Raw genomic sequence first — 16,055 nt, 5'->3', positions numbered from 1 at the left:
AAGGCAGGTCCGATATCGTGATCGGACTAAGCCACACGCAATGCACCATCGCCATAGGCATTGCGGATGACCTCGGCCAACATGTCGTGCTCGTGATCTGTAAGATCGATCAGCGGACTGCGCACCGGACCGGTATCGCGTCCGATAACCCGCATCCCTGCCTTGACGATGGCAACGGCGTATCCTTTGCCGCGATTACGGATATCAAGATACGGATAGAAGAATTCGGTCAGAACCCGGTTCATCGTCGCATCATCGTCACGCGTCAGCGCATCATAAAAATCAAGCGCCTGCTGTGGCAGGAAGTTGAAAATCGCCGATGAATAAGTTGTAACACCAGCAGCCTTATAGGCCTTGGCAAAGACTTCTGCCGTCGGCATACCACCGATATAAGACAGGCGATCGCCCATCACGGTGCAAACCTTGGTCACCATTTCGATATTGCCGTGACCATCCTTGAACCCGACAAGATTCGGGCAAACGTCACACAATTTCGACAGCGTTTCGGCGGTGATGATCGAATTATCGCGGTTGTAAACAATCACGCCGATCTTGACAGCATCGCATACGGCCTTGACCCGGGCAAACAGACCTTCCTGTTCGGCACCGACAAGATATTGCGGCAACAACAAAAGACCATCCGCACCGGCGGCTTCGCACTCTTTGGCCAGTTCAACCGCCATTGCCGTGCCATAACCACAACCGGCAATGATCGGTGTATCACCGGCAACTTCCTTGGCAGCGCGCACGGTGGCAACGACCTCAGCCGGGGTCAACGAGAAAAATTCACCCGTCCCGCCTGCGGCAAACAACGCCGTTGCAGGGAACTGTGCCAACCAACCGACATGCGCGCGGAAAGCGTTCAGATCAAGCCCGCCCTGGGCATCAAAAGGCGTCACCGGGAATGACAGCAACCCGGCACCAATGGCCTTTTTCATCTCAAGATAATGCATCAAGCGTCCTTCAAATCTCAAATACGTCAAAACAACTATGATGATTTTATAAATTCATCATATCACTTTGTCAAACATATTACCCAAACAGCGCCAAGGGCGCAGAAAACTGCGCAACACAAGGGTTTTATTGACCTGATGACAGGATTGAACTTTGGTATGATGACTTGAATATGGGCGATATTCGGGCGAATCGGATCAATTGATATGATGACTTCCGCCTTTAAGCCCGTTAGGGTCGCCCTATCACCCCTTTAAACCCATAATCGAGAAGACCGGGAATGACCGACATTAACGCCGCCAGCCGCATCCTTGCCGATGCCTTTCTCAATCACACGCTGATTGATCCCCTGCCGGAAGATATCGCGCCAACAAGCTTTGAGCAGGCCTATGACATTCAACGTGCGACCCTTGCGCTGACCGGCGCCAAGCAGGCCGGATGGAAACTGGCCGTGGCGACACGGGCTGCACAGGAAAAGATTGGCGCAGATGGCCCCTTGATCGGGCCGTTGCTTGACGGGCGTATTCTTGGCGATGGCGCCAAGCTGACCACAGCAGATCTGCATTACCCCAATATCGAAGCCGAAATTGCCGTGGTGATGAAAAGCACCCCGGCCGCCGATGCGACATCAAGCGATATCCTTGATCATATCGAAAGCATCCATCTGGCCATCGAAATCGCAGATCGACGCTATGACGTAAAACAGAACCCTGTTCAAACGCTCGCCGATCTGAACTCGACCGGATATTTCGTGCTGGGGCAGGAAATTGAAAACTGGCGCGATCTTGGTTTCATTGGCGGCACTGTCACCACCAAAAGTGACGGTGAAATCCTTGCCACCAATGATGATCCCGATGCATGGCCTGAAATTTTCGGCGGCCTTGAATATCTGGTCGGATATCTTGGCAAGCGCGGCGAAAGCCTAAAGGCGGGCGATGTGATTACAACCGGTGCCTGCGCGCTTCCGACCATCAGCCCGCATGGCAAGATCGAAGCCATCTTTGACGGGTTGGGCATGGTCACGGCGGAAATCAGCAAAGTCTGAAGAATCTGAAAAGCTGATCCCGCCCCGCCAAACCAGCACCCCTTACGATAAAAGCCATGCAGTTTCCCGCATGGCTTTTATTTTGGTTAAGTCCGCCGGATTTCGCGGTGATATCACCCAGCTTCGCGGAAGCGCGAAACCGGCACACCCGGCACTTCGACGCGCAGAGATACAAGCTTACCTGCATGCGGAAACTCGGCGCGTTTTTCAGCACTGTAATTTTCCTGATGGCTGGTGACATACAGCGTTTTCATGTCCGGCCCGCCAAAACACGGCATGGTCGGATTGGGCATCGGCATGGGGATGGATGTGATCAATGTGCCATCCGGGGCAAAACCGTTCAAATTGCCTGCCGACACACCTGCCGACCAATAACACCCTTCCATATCAACCGCGCCGCCATCCGGGCGACCCAGCGTATCATCAAGATCAAGATAGCGCGTGCAGTTGGAAATATTGCCGGTTTGAACATCAAAGTCCCAGCGATTGACCCATGGCCCGCGGGAGTCCGAATGATACATCATCGCGCCATCTGGCGACCATGCAATGCCATTCGATATTTTGAACCCGGTGGCCTTTTTCTCGATCTTGCCATCAGCCGTGATGCGATACAGCGATGCAATCGCCTGCTTATCGGCATTGTCATCCATGGTGCCGACCCAGAACGCGCCATCCGGCCCGATTTTGCCGTCGTTGGTGCGGCTGTGAATGCCGTCTTCAATGGTGGCAAGCGGGGTGCGTTCGTCCGTTTCCGGGTCGAGATACACAATCTCCTTACGCAGGGCGACAATGATGCGGCCCGCATCTGTCAGACCAAAACAGCCAAGCTCACTTTCGAACTTCCAGACTTTACGCGCGCCGGTTTTGACATCAAGCGCATGAAGCTGACCGTTCAGAATATCGGTCCAGTAAAGCCGGTCATTCTGCGCATCCCAATTCGGACATTCCGCCAGTGTAAATGTCTCATCACTGAGAATTTCCGGCTGATAAGCAGCCCCGTTCGTACCCGACATTGCAACACCCTTTAAAGTCATATGATCAATTTCACTGCCCAACGGTTTGCCGTTCACCGGCCCCACTTGTCAATAAAATTAGCCATTTTTCTTTACAGGGACGATATCAAAGGCCGATCAAAACGCTGTTAAATCGCGCACGGCTTTCCGTTATTTCCCGGTCGTTACAGCCGGAAAACCTTGGCCTGATGACGGCGCAGGAAGGTGTTGAAAATCACATATCGCGGGCGTGATCGGTGACGCGCTGGCGGGCCTGATGAAGATGATAGCGCATCAAAAGTTCGGCACTATCGGCATCGCGGCCCAGGATCGCATCATAAATCTGACGATGTTCGCGAAGAACCTTTTGCCCCCGTTCGGCCGATCCGCCGCGCGTGATGTTCAATGCGACATTCATTGATTTGGACATCACGCCATGCAGGGAATTCAGGATCGTGACGAAAATTTCATTGCCGCTCGCACGCGCAATGGCCATGTGGAAATCAAGATCGGCCTTATCGGCAATATCCCCCGCCCCAATGCCGTCTTCCAGCATTTTCAGGGCGTTCTCGATATCACGGTGATGGCGCAGGCTGGCCCGTTCGGCCGCCATGCGTGCGGTTGTACCCTCAATCGCAGCGCGTGCTTCAAAACAGCGCAAAAGCCCGGCGACATCATTGACCCCGCCAAACTCGATCAAGCCTTGTGGCGGGCGTTTTTTAACAAACGATCCGACCCCTTGGCGGGCATAGACCAACCCGTCGGATTGCAGTTTGCGCAACGCTTCGCGGACAACCGGGCGCGACACGCCAAAGGATGCGCAAATCTCGTTCTCGGAGGGAAGCTTGGTCCCCTCGCCCAGATTACCCGAAACAATCTGTTCAAGGATCTGACCATAAAGCTGATCCGCAAGCTTTTCGCGTTTTTGAACTTTCAGCAGCAACTCGGCCATGCCCCGCCCCGAACTTGTTATCTTGTAAAACTTACTTGTAAGTTTTATCGGGAAACACCAACCGGGTAAAGCCCCCGCACACCCGGCCCAAGATCAATCGACCAAAGAATAATCCCGCTTTGCCGGAACTGCGATGTCGTCATCATCAACAAGCCCGCTTTCGGGTTTTGCCAACAAAGACGGCGTCAATGTCATGCTACCGGTCAGTGTCTGGTTGTTATCAAGCACAACCAGATCGCCAAATTCCTTGAATTCGGGATGATTATGGACATTTGGCACATGGGTAACCGGCTCAACACAGAAGGTTTTACCGTCTTCGGGAATGTAAAATTGCAGGTTGGACATCGTGTCGCTGGCGGTCATATGCAGGCTATAGCCTGCTTCATCCCAAATCATCTCCGCTTCGCGTTCCCAGCCGGTGTAATGAACATCAAGTCCATGATGATGGCGGATCATTTTGCCATCTGAAAAATCACGGCCAAGGTCAATCACCGTACGTCGGGTCGGTAGCATGTCTTCGTCAGTGGCAAAACAATCAGACGCGACAAAGGAAACCGATGCATCTTCGCCACCGGGGAACCACGGATGCAAGCCAATGCCATAGGGCATCGGCGTTCTGCCCAGATGGCGCACACCGATTTCAAGCGTCACATCAATTTCAGTGACCTTGAATTCCTGCCAGGCCACATAGACAAAGCCGCTTTTGGCATCGTCATGTTTGTGGTTAAAGCGCAAACGATCAACAGTCGGGCGTTCGATTTTCCATTCCGCCCCCCGGCCAAAGCCGTGAATGGCATGCGGGCTGGGCGGACGGTTCGCCGGAACCTTGACGATATGACCATCAAAATCAAATTCGGAAAAGGCCAACCGATTGGCAAAGGGCACCATCGGGAAACATCCCAGACTGGATGGATTGCCCGAATTCAAGGCCTGCTCGCTCACAGGGCGCAACAGGTTAATCACGCCATTGCCATCCGGGCGCACCCAGTCAATCCGCGATATCGCACCACCCTGCGGCACGATCCCGATCTGAAAAGGTCCACTGTTCCAACGATATTCCGGTTCGCCCTTTTTGGACATGCAGGTGCCTCAATTCCGTTCAAAATCATATGATGACTTTACATCACCGGTCAGGTTCGACTATTTCAAGATGGTACTGCCACTTGCGCCAACCAAACCTTAACGCCTGTGGTCAATTTTATATCCGATTGTTTTATACCGGATTTATCGGACACGCAAAATGAACAAGACGACCGCATCAAACACACCGCGCAAAGTTTCGCTGACGGAAAAAGTCATTGCCAGTTTGCGTCAGGAAATTGAAAGCGGTCAACGCGAACCGGGCAGCAAACTTCCAACCGAACCGGTCCTGACCGAACGGTTTGGTGTCAGCCGCACCGTCATCCGCGAAGCGATTGCCGCCTTAAAAGCCGACGGCCTTCTTGAACCGCGCCAAGGGGCCGGTGTGTTTGTTTTGGCCCCCGAATCGCGCAGCAACGACAAATCGATTTTTGCCGTTGACTACGCGCAAGTGTCCGACGTTCTGGAAATTCTTGAACTGCGCATGGCGGTAGAGATCGAGGCTGCAGGCCTTGCCTGCACGCGAAGCTCCGTCGCCCAGCAGGCCAAAATCTATGAGGCAATGGCAAAGATGGAGGCCGCTCTGGAAAAAGGCGATCCCACCGAACCGGCCGACTTTGAATTCCATAGCGCAATTTCCGCCGCCACCAACAATCGCCGCTTTGCCGAATTTTTGGAACATCTCGGCGATAAGACCATCCCGCGTGCACAATTGCGCCGCCGCCCGCCAGAAGCCGAAGATCAAAAGGCCTATATGCACATGATCATGGGCGAACATCGCAAGATTTTTGATGCGATTGCGGCCCGCGAAGATGATGTTGCGCGCAAAGCCATGCGCGACCATCTCAGCCAAAGCCAGACCCGCTATCAAAAACTCCTGACCCAACGATAATCATCGGGCTTACCGTTTAAATACAGCCACCCTGCCGGGCTTACTCACCAAGCACAGGGTTTTGGCTTTTGATCAGGGCGAAATGGCCTTGGCCAAAACACTCATATCGGCAAGAACGATGTCCGCCCCCGCGTCATAAAGCCGGTTTGCCGCGACGACCTCATCCCCGGCATAATGCCCGCCACCCACAAAGCCGATGCATTTCATGCCTGCGGCAACGGCCGCCGTTACACCGGCAACGGAATCCTCAATCACGATCGCCTGTTTGGGGGAAAAGCCCATATCGGCTGCTGCATGTAAAAACAGATCAGGGGCCGGTTTGCCGTTTTTGACGAAATCGGCACTGTAAATGCGGTCTTCAAACCACGGGCCAAGACCGGTCACGTCCATGGTCTTTTCCAACCGTTCGACCGAACTGCTTGATGAAATGCAAAAGGCAACTTTCCGCTTGGTCAGTGCATCCAGAACCCCGTCAATGTCGCGGATTTTGGTCAGCTCCGTTTCATAGCGGGCAAACAGTTTTTTATAGAAGAACGGCTTGAATTCGGAACGGACGTCTTTTCCGGACTCGACGCGAATATGTTCAATCGGTGCCGCACTTGATCGCCCGGTAAAGCGGTCTGATACTTCTTGCAATGTCAAAGGCGCACCAAAATGGGCCAGTACATCAACAAGTGTCGCAAGCGAGATCGGCTCGCTGTTCACAAGCACGCCGTCACAGTCAAACAGAACAACAGCGCATCGATCAAACAGCTTTTTGACCGTCGCAACGGTGTGGGGCGTGGCGTCCTGTCCGATATAGGTTTTGGTTCCGTTTCCGGTATCGTTTCCGTGTTCGTTTCCTGGGGCCATGTTGAACCTGGCTTGTTTCATTTATGGGGTTAGGGTCTGAACCCAATTGAATGCTTGAAATGGTCGCGAGGAATTTGTGCGGATATCAGGAGCTTTACCGCAGCAAGGCTCGCTGCCTTGGAAGGTGAAGCGACGCAATAGCCCGTGCAAATTCCTCCGATCCGAAGGACATCAGGACAATCGGCGACCTGCTGCGTCAATCTCCTTGCACGGGGAATGCCCCGCGCCGCGGCGATTTCCTTGCATGTCTTGATTGTTCTGATGCCATTTTAAACATTCAATTGGGTTCAGACCCTGAACAACCTATCGAATGGAATGTTTCAGCGTCAACAAAAATGAACATTTGACCAATAGATGAACTTTTGATCAACTCGCATCCAGAAAGACCAGACAAAAGAACATCCGGCAGACGTGACACGGTCCCAACAGCCGGGGGAAAGCGGAGGAATACCCATCATGAGTCCCCAAGATTCTTGTTTTATTGGCGTGGATGTTGGCACCGGCAGCGCCCGTGCAGGCGTATTTGACGCCAGCGGAAAACTGCTGGGCAGTGCCGCCCACCCGATTGCAATGAACCGTCCGAAACCCGATTTTGTCGAACAGGATTCGGAAAATATCTGGCAATCGGTTTGCCAATCGGTACGCGATTCCTTAAAAAAATCCGGTGTCGCACCCGATAAAATTGCCGCGATTGGCTTTGATGCCACCTGTTCGCTTGTTATCCGTGATCAGGATAACCGACCGCTTGGTGTTACCCCAAATGGGGCTGATAACTGGGATGTGATTGTCTGGATGGATCACCGCGCCGTGCGCGAAGCCGAAGAATGCACTTTAAGCGGATCACGGGTGCTGGAATTCATTGGCGGCACCATGTCCCCGGAAATGGAAATTCCCAAACTGATGTGGCTGAAACGCCATCATCAAAGCGCCTGGCAGAAAATGGGCGCGGCCTATGATCTCGCTGATTTCCTGTCTTTCCGTGCGACCCAAAGCAACGCGCGGTCTTGCTGTACCGTCACCTGCAAATGGACCTATCTGGCCCATCATGATTGCCCATGGGATCAGGATTTCCTGTCAACAATCGGCATGGATGATCTCAATGACAAGATCAACATGCATGACACCGCATTGGCGGTTGGTGATCTGATTGGTCCGCTATCGGAACAAGGCGCATCTGATCTTGGCCTGACCACCAATTGTGTGGTTGGCGCAGGCTTGATTGATGCCCATGCCGGCGCACTTGGCACCCTTGGCGAATATCTTGATGGCAATCTGGATCAGCATTTTGCAATGATTGCCGGAACGTCAACCTGTCATATGGCGCTTTCAAAACAACCACGCTTTATCAAAGGCGTATGGGGTCCGTATCTTGGGGCGATTGCGCCAAATCTTTGGCTGAACGAAGGCGGTCAATCGGCCACGGGTGCCTTGCTGGATCATGTGGTTGCCATGCATCCGTTTTCCCATGGCATGGGGCGTGATGCCCATAAACTGGCCGGGGAAAAATTGATGCCGATGATGGCCAGGACAACCGATCTTGCCCCGCGCCTTCATGTTTTGCCCGATTTCCATGGCAACCGGTCCCCGCTTGCCGATCCGGAAGCCCTTGGCGTGATTTCCGGCCTGACACTGGATCAAAGCGAAGAAAGCTTCCTGAAACTTTATTGGGCGACCGCCTGCGCAATTGCCTATGGCACACGTCATATCATCGATGCGTTAAATGATACCGGATATGACATCACCCACATTCATCTAAGCGGCGGTCACACCGCCAGTGCGGTCTTGGTAAAACTCTATGCCGATGTCACGGGATGTCACGTTGTGATGTCTGATTGTGAAGAACCGGTATTGCTGGGCTCCGCCATGCTGGCCGCAGGGGCGCTGGATCCGGATGGTGGCCTTGCCAAGGCAGCCCGCAAGATGGCGGGCAAGGAAACATCCCATGCACCGGACCTGTCCGCCAAGGCCGATCATGACCGTCGCTATGGAATTTTCCATCAAATGCATGCCCATCGTCAGACCCTTGATGGCATGAGCAAAAACTGAATTTTTGGCAACTCAATCCCCGTCGAATCCCACCTCCTCCCTGTGTGACCCATTCAAAAGGCTCTTGACGGCACTTTTGGATAGGGCCACAACAAAAGGGCCGATGCTTTCGCATCGGCCCTTTTTACGCACGCGCAACGGCGGGGTCGGGGGATCACGCAGATTTTTAAATCTGCACCGTCACGGCGCGATGCCACACAAGGCCGGTCCAGTTTGGACCGGCCTTGTTCGTTTCAGGTTATTCCGCCGGATGTTCGTGGGCTGCCTTGACGTCACCGCGTTTGGAACGGCTTTTGGCAAAGGTGCCAACAATCAAGACAAAGAACAGCGGCACGAAGAAGATCGCAAGCACGGTCGCGGCAATCATACCGCCCATCACACCGGTACCCACCGCCACACGCGCAGCAGCACCGGCACCGGTCGAGATCGCCAAGGGAACAACACCAAGGGTGAAGGCCATCGACGTCATAATGATCGGACGTAGACGCTGACGTGCGGCTTCAACAGTTGCCTCCAGAAGCCCCATCCCCTGATCGTAAAGTTCGCGGGCGAACTCGACAATCAGGATGGCGTTTTTGGCCGACAGACCAATCGTGGTCAGGATCGCAACCTGGAAGTAAACGTCATCGGGAAGCCCACGCAGCAAGGCTGCGATCACGGCACCCAGAACGCCCAACGGCACGACCATCATGACCGAGATCGGAATGGCCCAGCTTTCATACAACGCCGCAAGACACAGGAAGACGACGATCATGGACAAAGCATACAATGCCGGTCCCTGTTCCCCTGCTTCGCGTTCCTCATAGGAAACGCCCTGCCACTCAAGCCCGAAACCACCCGGGATCTTGGCAACAAGTTCTTCCATTGCGATCATTGCATCACCCGATGCAACGCCCGGTGCGGCAGCACCCTGAATATTCAGGGACGACAAACCGTTAAAGCGTTCCAGTCGCGGCGAGCCATATGTCCATTCCGTCGTGGCAAAGGCCGAAATCGGCACCATTTCGCCCAGTTCGTTGCGGACATACCAGAAATCAAGGTCTTTCGGCATCATGCGGTATTTCGCATCTGCCTGCATATAAACCCGTTTCACACGGCCGTTTTCGATGAAGTCATTGACATAGCTTGACCCCCACGCCGTTGCCAGCGTGCGGTTAACATCGGCCAGATCAATCGCAAGCGCGCTTGCCTTTTCCTGATCGATATTGATGGCAAACTGCGGCATATCGGCCAGGCCGTTCGGACGCACACCGACAAGACGCGGGTCCTGTGCGGCCATGCCCAAAAGCTGGTTGCGGGCGGCCATCAACGCATCATGTCCGTTGCCGCCAAGATCAACCAATTGAAGATCAAAGCCGTTTGCCGTCCCCAACTCGATAATCGCAGGCGGGGCAAAGGCAAAGACCATGGCATCGCGGATTTGGGCAAACGCACCATAAGCACGTCCGATCACGGCACCGACGGCCTGATCGGGGCGCGTACGTTCCGACCAGTCTTTCATGTTCACAAAGGCAATACCCGCATTCTGACCGCTACCGGCAAAGGAGAAACCGGCAACCGTGAACAGACCCTGGATATTTTCTTTTTCATTCTCAAGGAAGTGGGTTTCCAGCTTCTTGAGAACTTCGACCGTACGTTCCTGCGAAGCACCGGCAGGCAACTGAACCATCGAGAACATGATACCCTGATCTTCGTCTGGCAGGAACGAACCCGGCAGTCGAATGAACAAGGCCGCAAGCCCGCCAACAAGGATCACATAGACAAACAGATAGCGCCATTTGCGATGCACAACATGATCAACGCTGCCCTGATAGAACCGGTTGGTTTTATCAAAGCCACGGTTAAACCAGCCAAATGGTCCCCTTTTCGTAAGCGGATCGACATGGGTCGGTTTAAGCATCGTTGCGCAAAGGGCCGGTGTCAGAACAATTGCCACCACAACAGACAAGGCCATTGCAGATACAATCGTGATCGAGAACTGGCGATAAATCGCCCCTGTCGACCCGGCAAAGAACGCCATCGGCACAAACACCGCCGAAAGAACCAGCGCGATACCAATCAACGCACCGGTAATCTGATCCATGGATTTGCGGGTTGCTTCACGCGGCGGAAGCCCGTCTTCGTGCATCACACGTTCGACGTTTTCGACCACAACGATGGCATCATCAACCAAAAGGCCGATGGCCAGAACCATGGCAAACATGGTCAGCGTGTTGATCGAATAGCCAAAGGCCGCAAGAATGCCGAATGTGCCCAGCAAAACCACCGGAACCGCGATCGTCGGGATTAGGGTCGCACGCCAGTTTTGCAGGAACAGCAACATCACCAGGAAGACAAGAACAATTGCTTCAAACAGGGTATGAACAACTTCCTCGATCGACACTTTGACGAACGGGGTGGTGTCATACGGATAAACGATTTCCACGCCCTTCGGGAAGAACGGCTTGAGTTCCGCCAGACGCGCTTTAATGGCCTCGGCCGTATCAAGCGCGTTCGAACCGGTTGCAAGGTTCACCCCGATACCCGTTGCAGACTGCGCATTATAGCGCGCGACAACGTCATAGCTTTCGCCACCGATTTCGATGCGGGCAACGTCACCAAGACGAACCTGTGAACCATCGGTTTCGACCTTAAGCAGGATGTTGGCAAACTCGTCAACCGTCTGCAATTTGCTTTGGGCGGTGATGGTCGCGTTGATCTGCTGGCCGGGAATGGACGGCGCACCGCCAATCTGACCGGCGGTAACTTCGGTATTCTGGGCTTGAACCGCGGCACTGATATCGGTCACGGCAAGGTTGTATGAAAGCATCTTGTTCGGATCAAGCCAGATGCGCATTGCATGCTGCGCACCAAACACCTGAACCGAACCAACACCGTTCACACGACCAAGCGGATCTTCAACAGTTGAAACCACAAAGTCCGAAAGGTCTTCTGCGTTCATCGAACCGTCAGACGACACAAAGCCGACAACCATCAGGAACGAACCGCTCGATTTGGTAACGGTCACACCCTGCTGCTGCACTTCGGTCGGAAGTGACGACATCGCAGCTTGCAATTTGTTCTGAACCTGAACCTGTGCAATGTCCGGATCGGCTTCGGGTTCAAACGTCAGTTTGATCGACACCTGACCGTTTGCCGAAGAATTCGACGACATATAACGCAGATAATCCAGACCGTTCATCTGCTGTTCGATCACCTGTGTCACCGTGTTTTCAACGGTTTGCGCAGATGCCCCCGGATAGTTCGCCGAGATTTCAACAGATGGCGGTGCGATGGACGGATACTGTTCGATTGGCAATTGCCAAAGTGACAGTCCCCCCGCCAGCATAATCACCAAGGCCACAACCCAAGCGAATACGGGACGGTCAATAAAGAATTTTGCCATTGAATAAGTCCTTATTCGGCGGCTTTGGCGGTTTCAACAGGCTGGGCAGCAACAGGTGCGCCCGGTCCGATGCGCTGGATGCCATCAACAATCAGTTGATCGCCATCTTCAACACCAGCCGAAACCAGCCAATCTTGTCCTTGGGACTGCTCAATCGTGATGTCTTTGGAAACGACTTTGCCATCCCCGACCACATAGACATAAGCCGATCCATCCGGGCGACGCATCACCGCTTTCTGCGGGACAAGGAACGCCCCTTCAATGCGACCCTGACGCACCTGACCACGGACAAACATGCCTGGCAAAAGGGTGCCATCCGGGTTCGGGAAGACAACGCGCAACCGGATGGTGCCGGTGGTTTCATTCACCGTAACGTCTGAAAATTGCAATGTTCCCTTGTGCGGATATTCTTCGCCGGTGGCATCAACAATCAGCGACACTTCGACATTGCCGTCTTCAACACCCTTGATGCGGCCATTCGCAATGGCATGCTTGATTTTCATCAAACGACCACCGGCCTGCGTCACATCAACATAGATCGGATCAAGCTGGGTAATCGTGGTCAGCTTGGTGCTTTGATTGGCCGTGACAAGCGCACCTTCGGAATAATCCGAAGATCCGATCTGCCCTGAAATCGGGGCGGTCACAGTGGTATATTCCAGATCAATACGGGCCTGTTCCAGTTCGGCACGGGCGGCAGCAACAGATGCCTTGCCCTGTGCTTCGGCGGAAACCGCGTCGTCATATGTCTGCTGGCTGACCGCCTGCGACTTGATCAAAGGGTCATAGCGCGAACGGGTTTTGGTTGCCTGATCAAGGGATGCACGCTGACGGGAAAGTTCGGCCTGTGCGGCATCAACTTTCGCCAGATAGACATCCTGATCAATCATATAAAGCTGCTGACCAGCTTCAACAAACGCGCCCTCGGTGAAATTGCGTTCTTTGATAATGCCATCGACCTGCGGACGAATATCCGCCTGTCGGAATGCGATCGTGCGACCGGGCATTTCTTCGACAAGACCAACGGTCTGTGCCTCCAAGGTCACGGTTCCAACCGGCGTTGCCTGCTGCTGTGGCGCGGCTGCCTGTTGTTCTCCGCCTTTATTTTCTTCGCTGCAGGCAGCTACCATCACGGCAAGCGCGGCCATACCAGCAAATTTCAAACAAGATCGCATGGACAAATTGCTTTTCCTTCTAAGTCCGGGCAAAGCATTTTGAGGGCGCTTTGCCATTGCATTTCGAAATACTGTACGGTACAGTACACATTGTGCACTGCACGATCAAGAGCCGAAAACAGCAGTATCAAAAATCATGAGTGAAACGCCAGAAAAGCTTGAAAATCAATCCTCTCGCGGGTCTGCGCGTCGGCGTGCGATGATGGATGCTGCATGGCAAATTCTGCTTGATAAAGGGTTCTCTGGCGTCACACTTAATGATGTTATTTCGCAATCGGGTGGCTCTCGTACAACCCTTTACGAAGCATTTGGCGGAAAAGACGGTCTTATTGCTGCTGTCATGACCGAACGCTGCATGGAGTTTTCCGCAGAATTACACATCTCGCTGGAAACTGATCTCCCCCCTCGTGATGCCCTTACGGACTTCGCAACCAAATTGGCCAAAAAGATACTATCCGAGGAAGCCGTTCGCTTCACGAAGATTCTCTACACAGAAGGCCATCATTTTATACCGCTAGTTGATAAATTCATGAAAGTCGGCCCCGACAGCACCCGGGCACGCCTGGCAAGATACCTGAAACGTCAGCACGATCTTGGCCGTATCGTGATCGATGACCCGGATCATTACGCCGAACTGTTTGATTCCATGATATCGGGCGGCTGGCAAAAACAGATGCTGCGGCTGATAAATCCTCCTCACTATGCCGACGCGGAAATCACCCAGCGCGTCACACGGGTTGTTGATATTTTTCTCTGTGGTGTCGCAAGCCCTGCGTACCGCAACGACGTCAGCACCAACACCCCCTAACACCTTCATCTCTAACAGCCCCCTCCTGACAGCATCCTGTCAGGTGTCAGGGGCAGTCTGCATAATAATTGTCATTCCTTGCCCTACCTTCACCAAAATTGGGGTAAATAGTACGATACGTTTAAGTCGTGTTCGCCAATTATAAAGCTCAGGGGATCAGTTCATGCGTGTGCGTCATGCTTTGTTCAGTGTTGGAATTTGTGCAATTTCAATGATTGCGTTCAACAGCCGCGCCCAAGCGATTTCCGTTCAGGATGCCCGCACAGCCGTTGATGCCATTTTGATGCAGTCGGGTATTTCCGCAACCGAACTTGATGCCCGTATGATTGATGGCGACGCGGTCGAACTGGTCTATGACGCCATTTCCCTTGATCTGCGCGGATATTCGACCGCCCGCGAACTGACCATGGATGATGTGCGCGTCATTGTGCGTAACACAGATACCGCCGATCAGCTTGATCTTGATATCAAGCTTCCCGAACGCGCCAAAATGCAGGCCGAAGCCACAAGCGACCAGCGCGACATCACCATGCGCAATGCCGGTGGCTATCTGCGCTGGGACACCAAACGCAATGTGCCTGTCACCTTTGATGGTTCGGCCAGTTTCCTGACCGGGGATGAACCGATCACGCGCAAACACTGGTTGATGAACGGCCTTGTCATCCAATGGTTGCCGGAACTGGCCCGCATTGCATGGCAGGCAGCGGAATGGACCGGGGCGAACCGCGAAAAGCGCGGATCGATGCAATCGGCAAGCTTTGTGCTGTATCCCGGTGAAAACGGTGAAACCCATCTTGATTACGGCCATGATGGCCTGTGGCTGCCAAGCCTGTTCCAACCGCGCACCGTCCGGGTCAAAAGCAGCAGCACCGGCCTGCCTTGGACCGATGCCAAACCGATCATTGAAAAAGGCTTCCACGATATCCTGACCGGAACGGCCCCGCGCATGGCGCGCCGTCAGATCGGTGATGCTCTGTGGCAAAAGGCCGCGGCAAATGGCGCACCGGTCAAGGTGGATGAATTTTATATTGAATCCCGTGGCCTAGAGGCCCTTGGATCAGGTGAATTCCTGGCCCAGGCCGCCGCACGATATGGCTTCACCGGCGATTTCGATGTCAAATTGCTCGGACAGGATCGCCTTGTCGATCTGCTGGGCACCCCTGATAGCCCGACCCTTCTGGGCGCACTTGTCCCATTCGCTGTAGATGGCCTTGCCGCCGGACGTCCCGGCCCACAAGGCACCACAGAATATGATGGCAAGTTGCTGCCCGATGGTCGGGTGATTGTGAATGGCCTGACCGTATTTCGCACCGCCGATGGCAGCTAGACGGTGACAGGTATTGTTTTGGATAATCTAATCGCCGGACCGTGCAACCGGCTGATCATTTATGCCAAAAAGATCGACGCCATGGTGCAGTTCTATTCTGATTACTTTGGGTATCAGGTTTTCACAAAGCCCGATGACCGCATCATCGAGCTGCGCCGAAACGATGGCGGCATGATCCTGATGCTCCATCCCGCCGGCAAGGGCCAGAAAGAAGGCCAGTCTTTGATCAAACTGGTTTTCGATGTCAGCAATGTCGAAGCTTTCCGCCAGAAATTGATCGACGACGGCATCGATATCGGCCCGATCCATCAGGCTGATAACTATCAGTTTGCCAATTTTAAAGACCCGTCAGGCAATTCTGTCTCGATCTCAAGCCGGGCCTTTGCACCGCACTGATCTGCTTGGCAACCGATGCCCAAGACGACAAACCTCACATATCCAAAACACTTATGGCCGCTTTGCCATTGGTCAAAGCATGCCCCGCGCCCGGTGTGCAAAGGGTGTCGGCATATTTTGATCATACATATTATTGACGTAGTACGCGGAA

13 protein-coding genes are annotated in these 16,055 nt (G+C 53.7%); 6 read left to right on the top strand and 7 right to left on the bottom strand.

The features are described from left to right. Positions 1-26: 26 nt before the first annotated feature. On the bottom strand, positions 27-953 hold the full coding sequence (gene kdgD, locus RIC05_RS07550; RefSeq protein WP_350046579.1) for a 5-dehydro-4-deoxyglucarate dehydratase: 927 nt from the start codon (positions 951-953) through the stop codon (positions 27-29). A gap of 281 nt (positions 954-1,234) precedes the next feature. Between kdgD and RIC05_RS07545 the strand changes: the two genes are divergently transcribed. Further along, the gene (locus RIC05_RS07545; protein WP_350046578.1) at positions 1,235-1,999 is read left to right on the top strand and encodes a 2-keto-4-pentenoate hydratase; all 765 of its coding nucleotides are present in this window, start codon (positions 1,235-1,237) and stop codon (positions 1,997-1,999) included. A gap of 113 nt (positions 2,000-2,112) precedes the next feature. Here the strand turns inward: RIC05_RS07545 and RIC05_RS07540 are convergent, their stop codons facing one another. The 3 genes from RIC05_RS07540 to RIC05_RS07530 form a co-directional block, all read right to left on the bottom strand. Continuing rightward, a complete protein-coding gene (locus tag RIC05_RS07540; RefSeq protein WP_350046577.1) occupies positions 2,113-3,012 on the bottom strand; it encodes an SMP-30/gluconolactonase/LRE family protein in 900 nt (299 codons plus the stop codon). Positions 3,013-3,226: 214 nt separating this feature from the next. After that, positions 3,227-3,943, bottom strand: a complete 717-nt coding sequence (locus RIC05_RS07535; protein WP_350046576.1) for a FadR/GntR family transcriptional regulator — start codon at positions 3,941-3,943, stop codon at positions 3,227-3,229. 93 nt (positions 3,944-4,036) lie between these two features. Continuing rightward, positions 4,037-5,023, bottom strand: coding sequence for an aldose epimerase family protein (locus RIC05_RS07530; protein ID WP_350046575.1), 987 nt, complete (start codon positions 5,021-5,023; stop codon positions 4,037-4,039). A 160-nt stretch (positions 5,024-5,183) separates the two neighbouring features. Between RIC05_RS07530 and RIC05_RS07525 the strand changes: the two genes are divergently transcribed. Further along, positions 5,184-5,915 carry a FadR/GntR family transcriptional regulator gene (locus tag RIC05_RS07525; protein ID WP_350041816.1) on the top strand — a complete coding sequence of 244 codons (732 nt, stop codon included), beginning with the start codon at positions 5,184-5,186 and terminating at the stop codon, positions 5,913-5,915. A gap of 72 nt (positions 5,916-5,987) precedes the next feature. Here the strand turns inward: RIC05_RS07525 and RIC05_RS07520 are convergent, their stop codons facing one another. Continuing rightward, on the bottom strand, positions 5,988-6,767 hold the full coding sequence (locus RIC05_RS07520; RefSeq protein WP_350046574.1) for an HAD-IA family hydrolase: 780 nt from the start codon (positions 6,765-6,767) through the stop codon (positions 5,988-5,990). 456 nt (positions 6,768-7,223) lie between these two features. On the opposite strand from RIC05_RS07520, the gene RIC05_RS07515 reads away from it, so the two are divergent. Then, positions 7,224-8,813 (top strand): FGGY-family carbohydrate kinase, encoded by a 1,590-nt coding sequence (locus tag RIC05_RS07515; protein ID WP_350046573.1) that lies wholly within the window; start codon positions 7,224-7,226, stop codon positions 8,811-8,813. A 238-nt stretch (positions 8,814-9,051) separates the two neighbouring features. On the opposite strand, the gene RIC05_RS07510 is transcribed toward RIC05_RS07515, so the two are convergent. Continuing rightward, positions 9,052-12,198: an efflux RND transporter permease subunit gene (locus RIC05_RS07510; RefSeq protein WP_350041819.1), complete on the bottom strand. Its 3,147-nt coding sequence runs from the start codon at positions 12,196-12,198 to the stop codon at positions 9,052-9,054. A gap of 11 nt (positions 12,199-12,209) precedes the next feature. After that, entirely contained in the window at positions 12,210-13,373 is a 1,164-nt protein-coding gene (locus RIC05_RS07505; protein ID WP_350041820.1) for an efflux RND transporter periplasmic adaptor subunit, read from the bottom strand. A 136-nt stretch (positions 13,374-13,509) separates the two neighbouring features. Between RIC05_RS07505 and RIC05_RS07500 the strand changes: the two genes are divergently transcribed. The 3 genes from RIC05_RS07500 to RIC05_RS07490 all read left to right on the top strand — a co-directional run bounded on the left by RIC05_RS07500 (position 13,510) and on the right by RIC05_RS07490 (position 15,904). Beyond that, positions 13,510-14,181, top strand: a complete 672-nt coding sequence (locus RIC05_RS07500; RefSeq protein ID WP_350046572.1) for a TetR/AcrR family transcriptional regulator — start codon at positions 13,510-13,512, stop codon at positions 14,179-14,181. A 163-nt stretch (positions 14,182-14,344) separates the two neighbouring features. Continuing rightward, complete coding sequence (locus tag RIC05_RS07495) at positions 14,345-15,508, top strand: hypothetical protein (RefSeq protein WP_350046571.1); 1,164 nt, start codon at positions 14,345-14,347, stop codon at positions 15,506-15,508. Positions 15,509-15,526: 18 nt separating this feature from the next. Next, positions 15,527-15,904: a VOC family protein gene (locus RIC05_RS07490; RefSeq protein WP_350046570.1), complete on the top strand. Its 378-nt coding sequence runs from the start codon at positions 15,527-15,529 to the stop codon at positions 15,902-15,904. Positions 15,905-16,055: the final 151 nt, after the last annotated feature.

Origin of the sequence: Thalassospira sp. (assembly GCF_040218635.1) — a bacterium.
GTDB lineage: Bacteria > Pseudomonadota > Alphaproteobacteria > Rhodospirillales > Thalassospiraceae > Thalassospira.
The sequence above is the reverse complement of the archived record's forward strand: the minus strand, read 5'-3'. Positions and strand labels throughout refer to the sequence as shown.

Coding starts and splice junctions, on each gene's coding strand:
- kdgD (WP_350046579.1), bottom strand. CDS start 953: ATGCATTATCTTGAGATGAAAAAGGCCATTGGTGCCGGGTTGCTGTCA.
- RIC05_RS07545 (WP_350046578.1), top strand. CDS start 1,235: ATGACCGACATTAACGCCGCCAGCCGCATCCTTGCCGATGCCTTTCTC.
- RIC05_RS07540 (WP_350046577.1), bottom strand. CDS start 3,012: ATGTCGGGTACGAACGGGGCTGCTTATCAGCCGGAAATTCTCAGTGAT.
- RIC05_RS07535 (WP_350046576.1), bottom strand. CDS start 3,943: ATGGCCGAGTTGCTGCTGAAAGTTCAAAAACGCGAAAAGCTTGCGGAT.
- RIC05_RS07530 (WP_350046575.1), bottom strand. CDS start 5,023: ATGTCCAAAAAGGGCGAACCGGAATATCGTTGGAACAGTGGACCTTTT.
- RIC05_RS07525 (WP_350041816.1), top strand. CDS start 5,184: ATGAACAAGACGACCGCATCAAACACACCGCGCAAAGTTTCGCTGACG.
- RIC05_RS07520 (WP_350046574.1), bottom strand. CDS start 6,767: ATGGCCCCAGGAAACGAACACGGAAACGATACCGGAAACGGAACCAAA.
- RIC05_RS07515 (WP_350046573.1), top strand. CDS start 7,224: ATGAGTCCCCAAGATTCTTGTTTTATTGGCGTGGATGTTGGCACCGGC.
- RIC05_RS07510 (WP_350041819.1), bottom strand. CDS start 12,198: ATGGCAAAATTCTTTATTGACCGTCCCGTATTCGCTTGGGTTGTGGCC.
- RIC05_RS07505 (WP_350041820.1), bottom strand. CDS start 13,373: ATGCGATCTTGTTTGAAATTTGCTGGTATGGCCGCGCTTGCCGTGATG.
- RIC05_RS07500 (WP_350046572.1), top strand. CDS start 13,510: ATGAGTGAAACGCCAGAAAAGCTTGAAAATCAATCCTCTCGCGGGTCT.
- RIC05_RS07495 (WP_350046571.1), top strand. CDS start 14,345: ATGCGTGTGCGTCATGCTTTGTTCAGTGTTGGAATTTGTGCAATTTCA.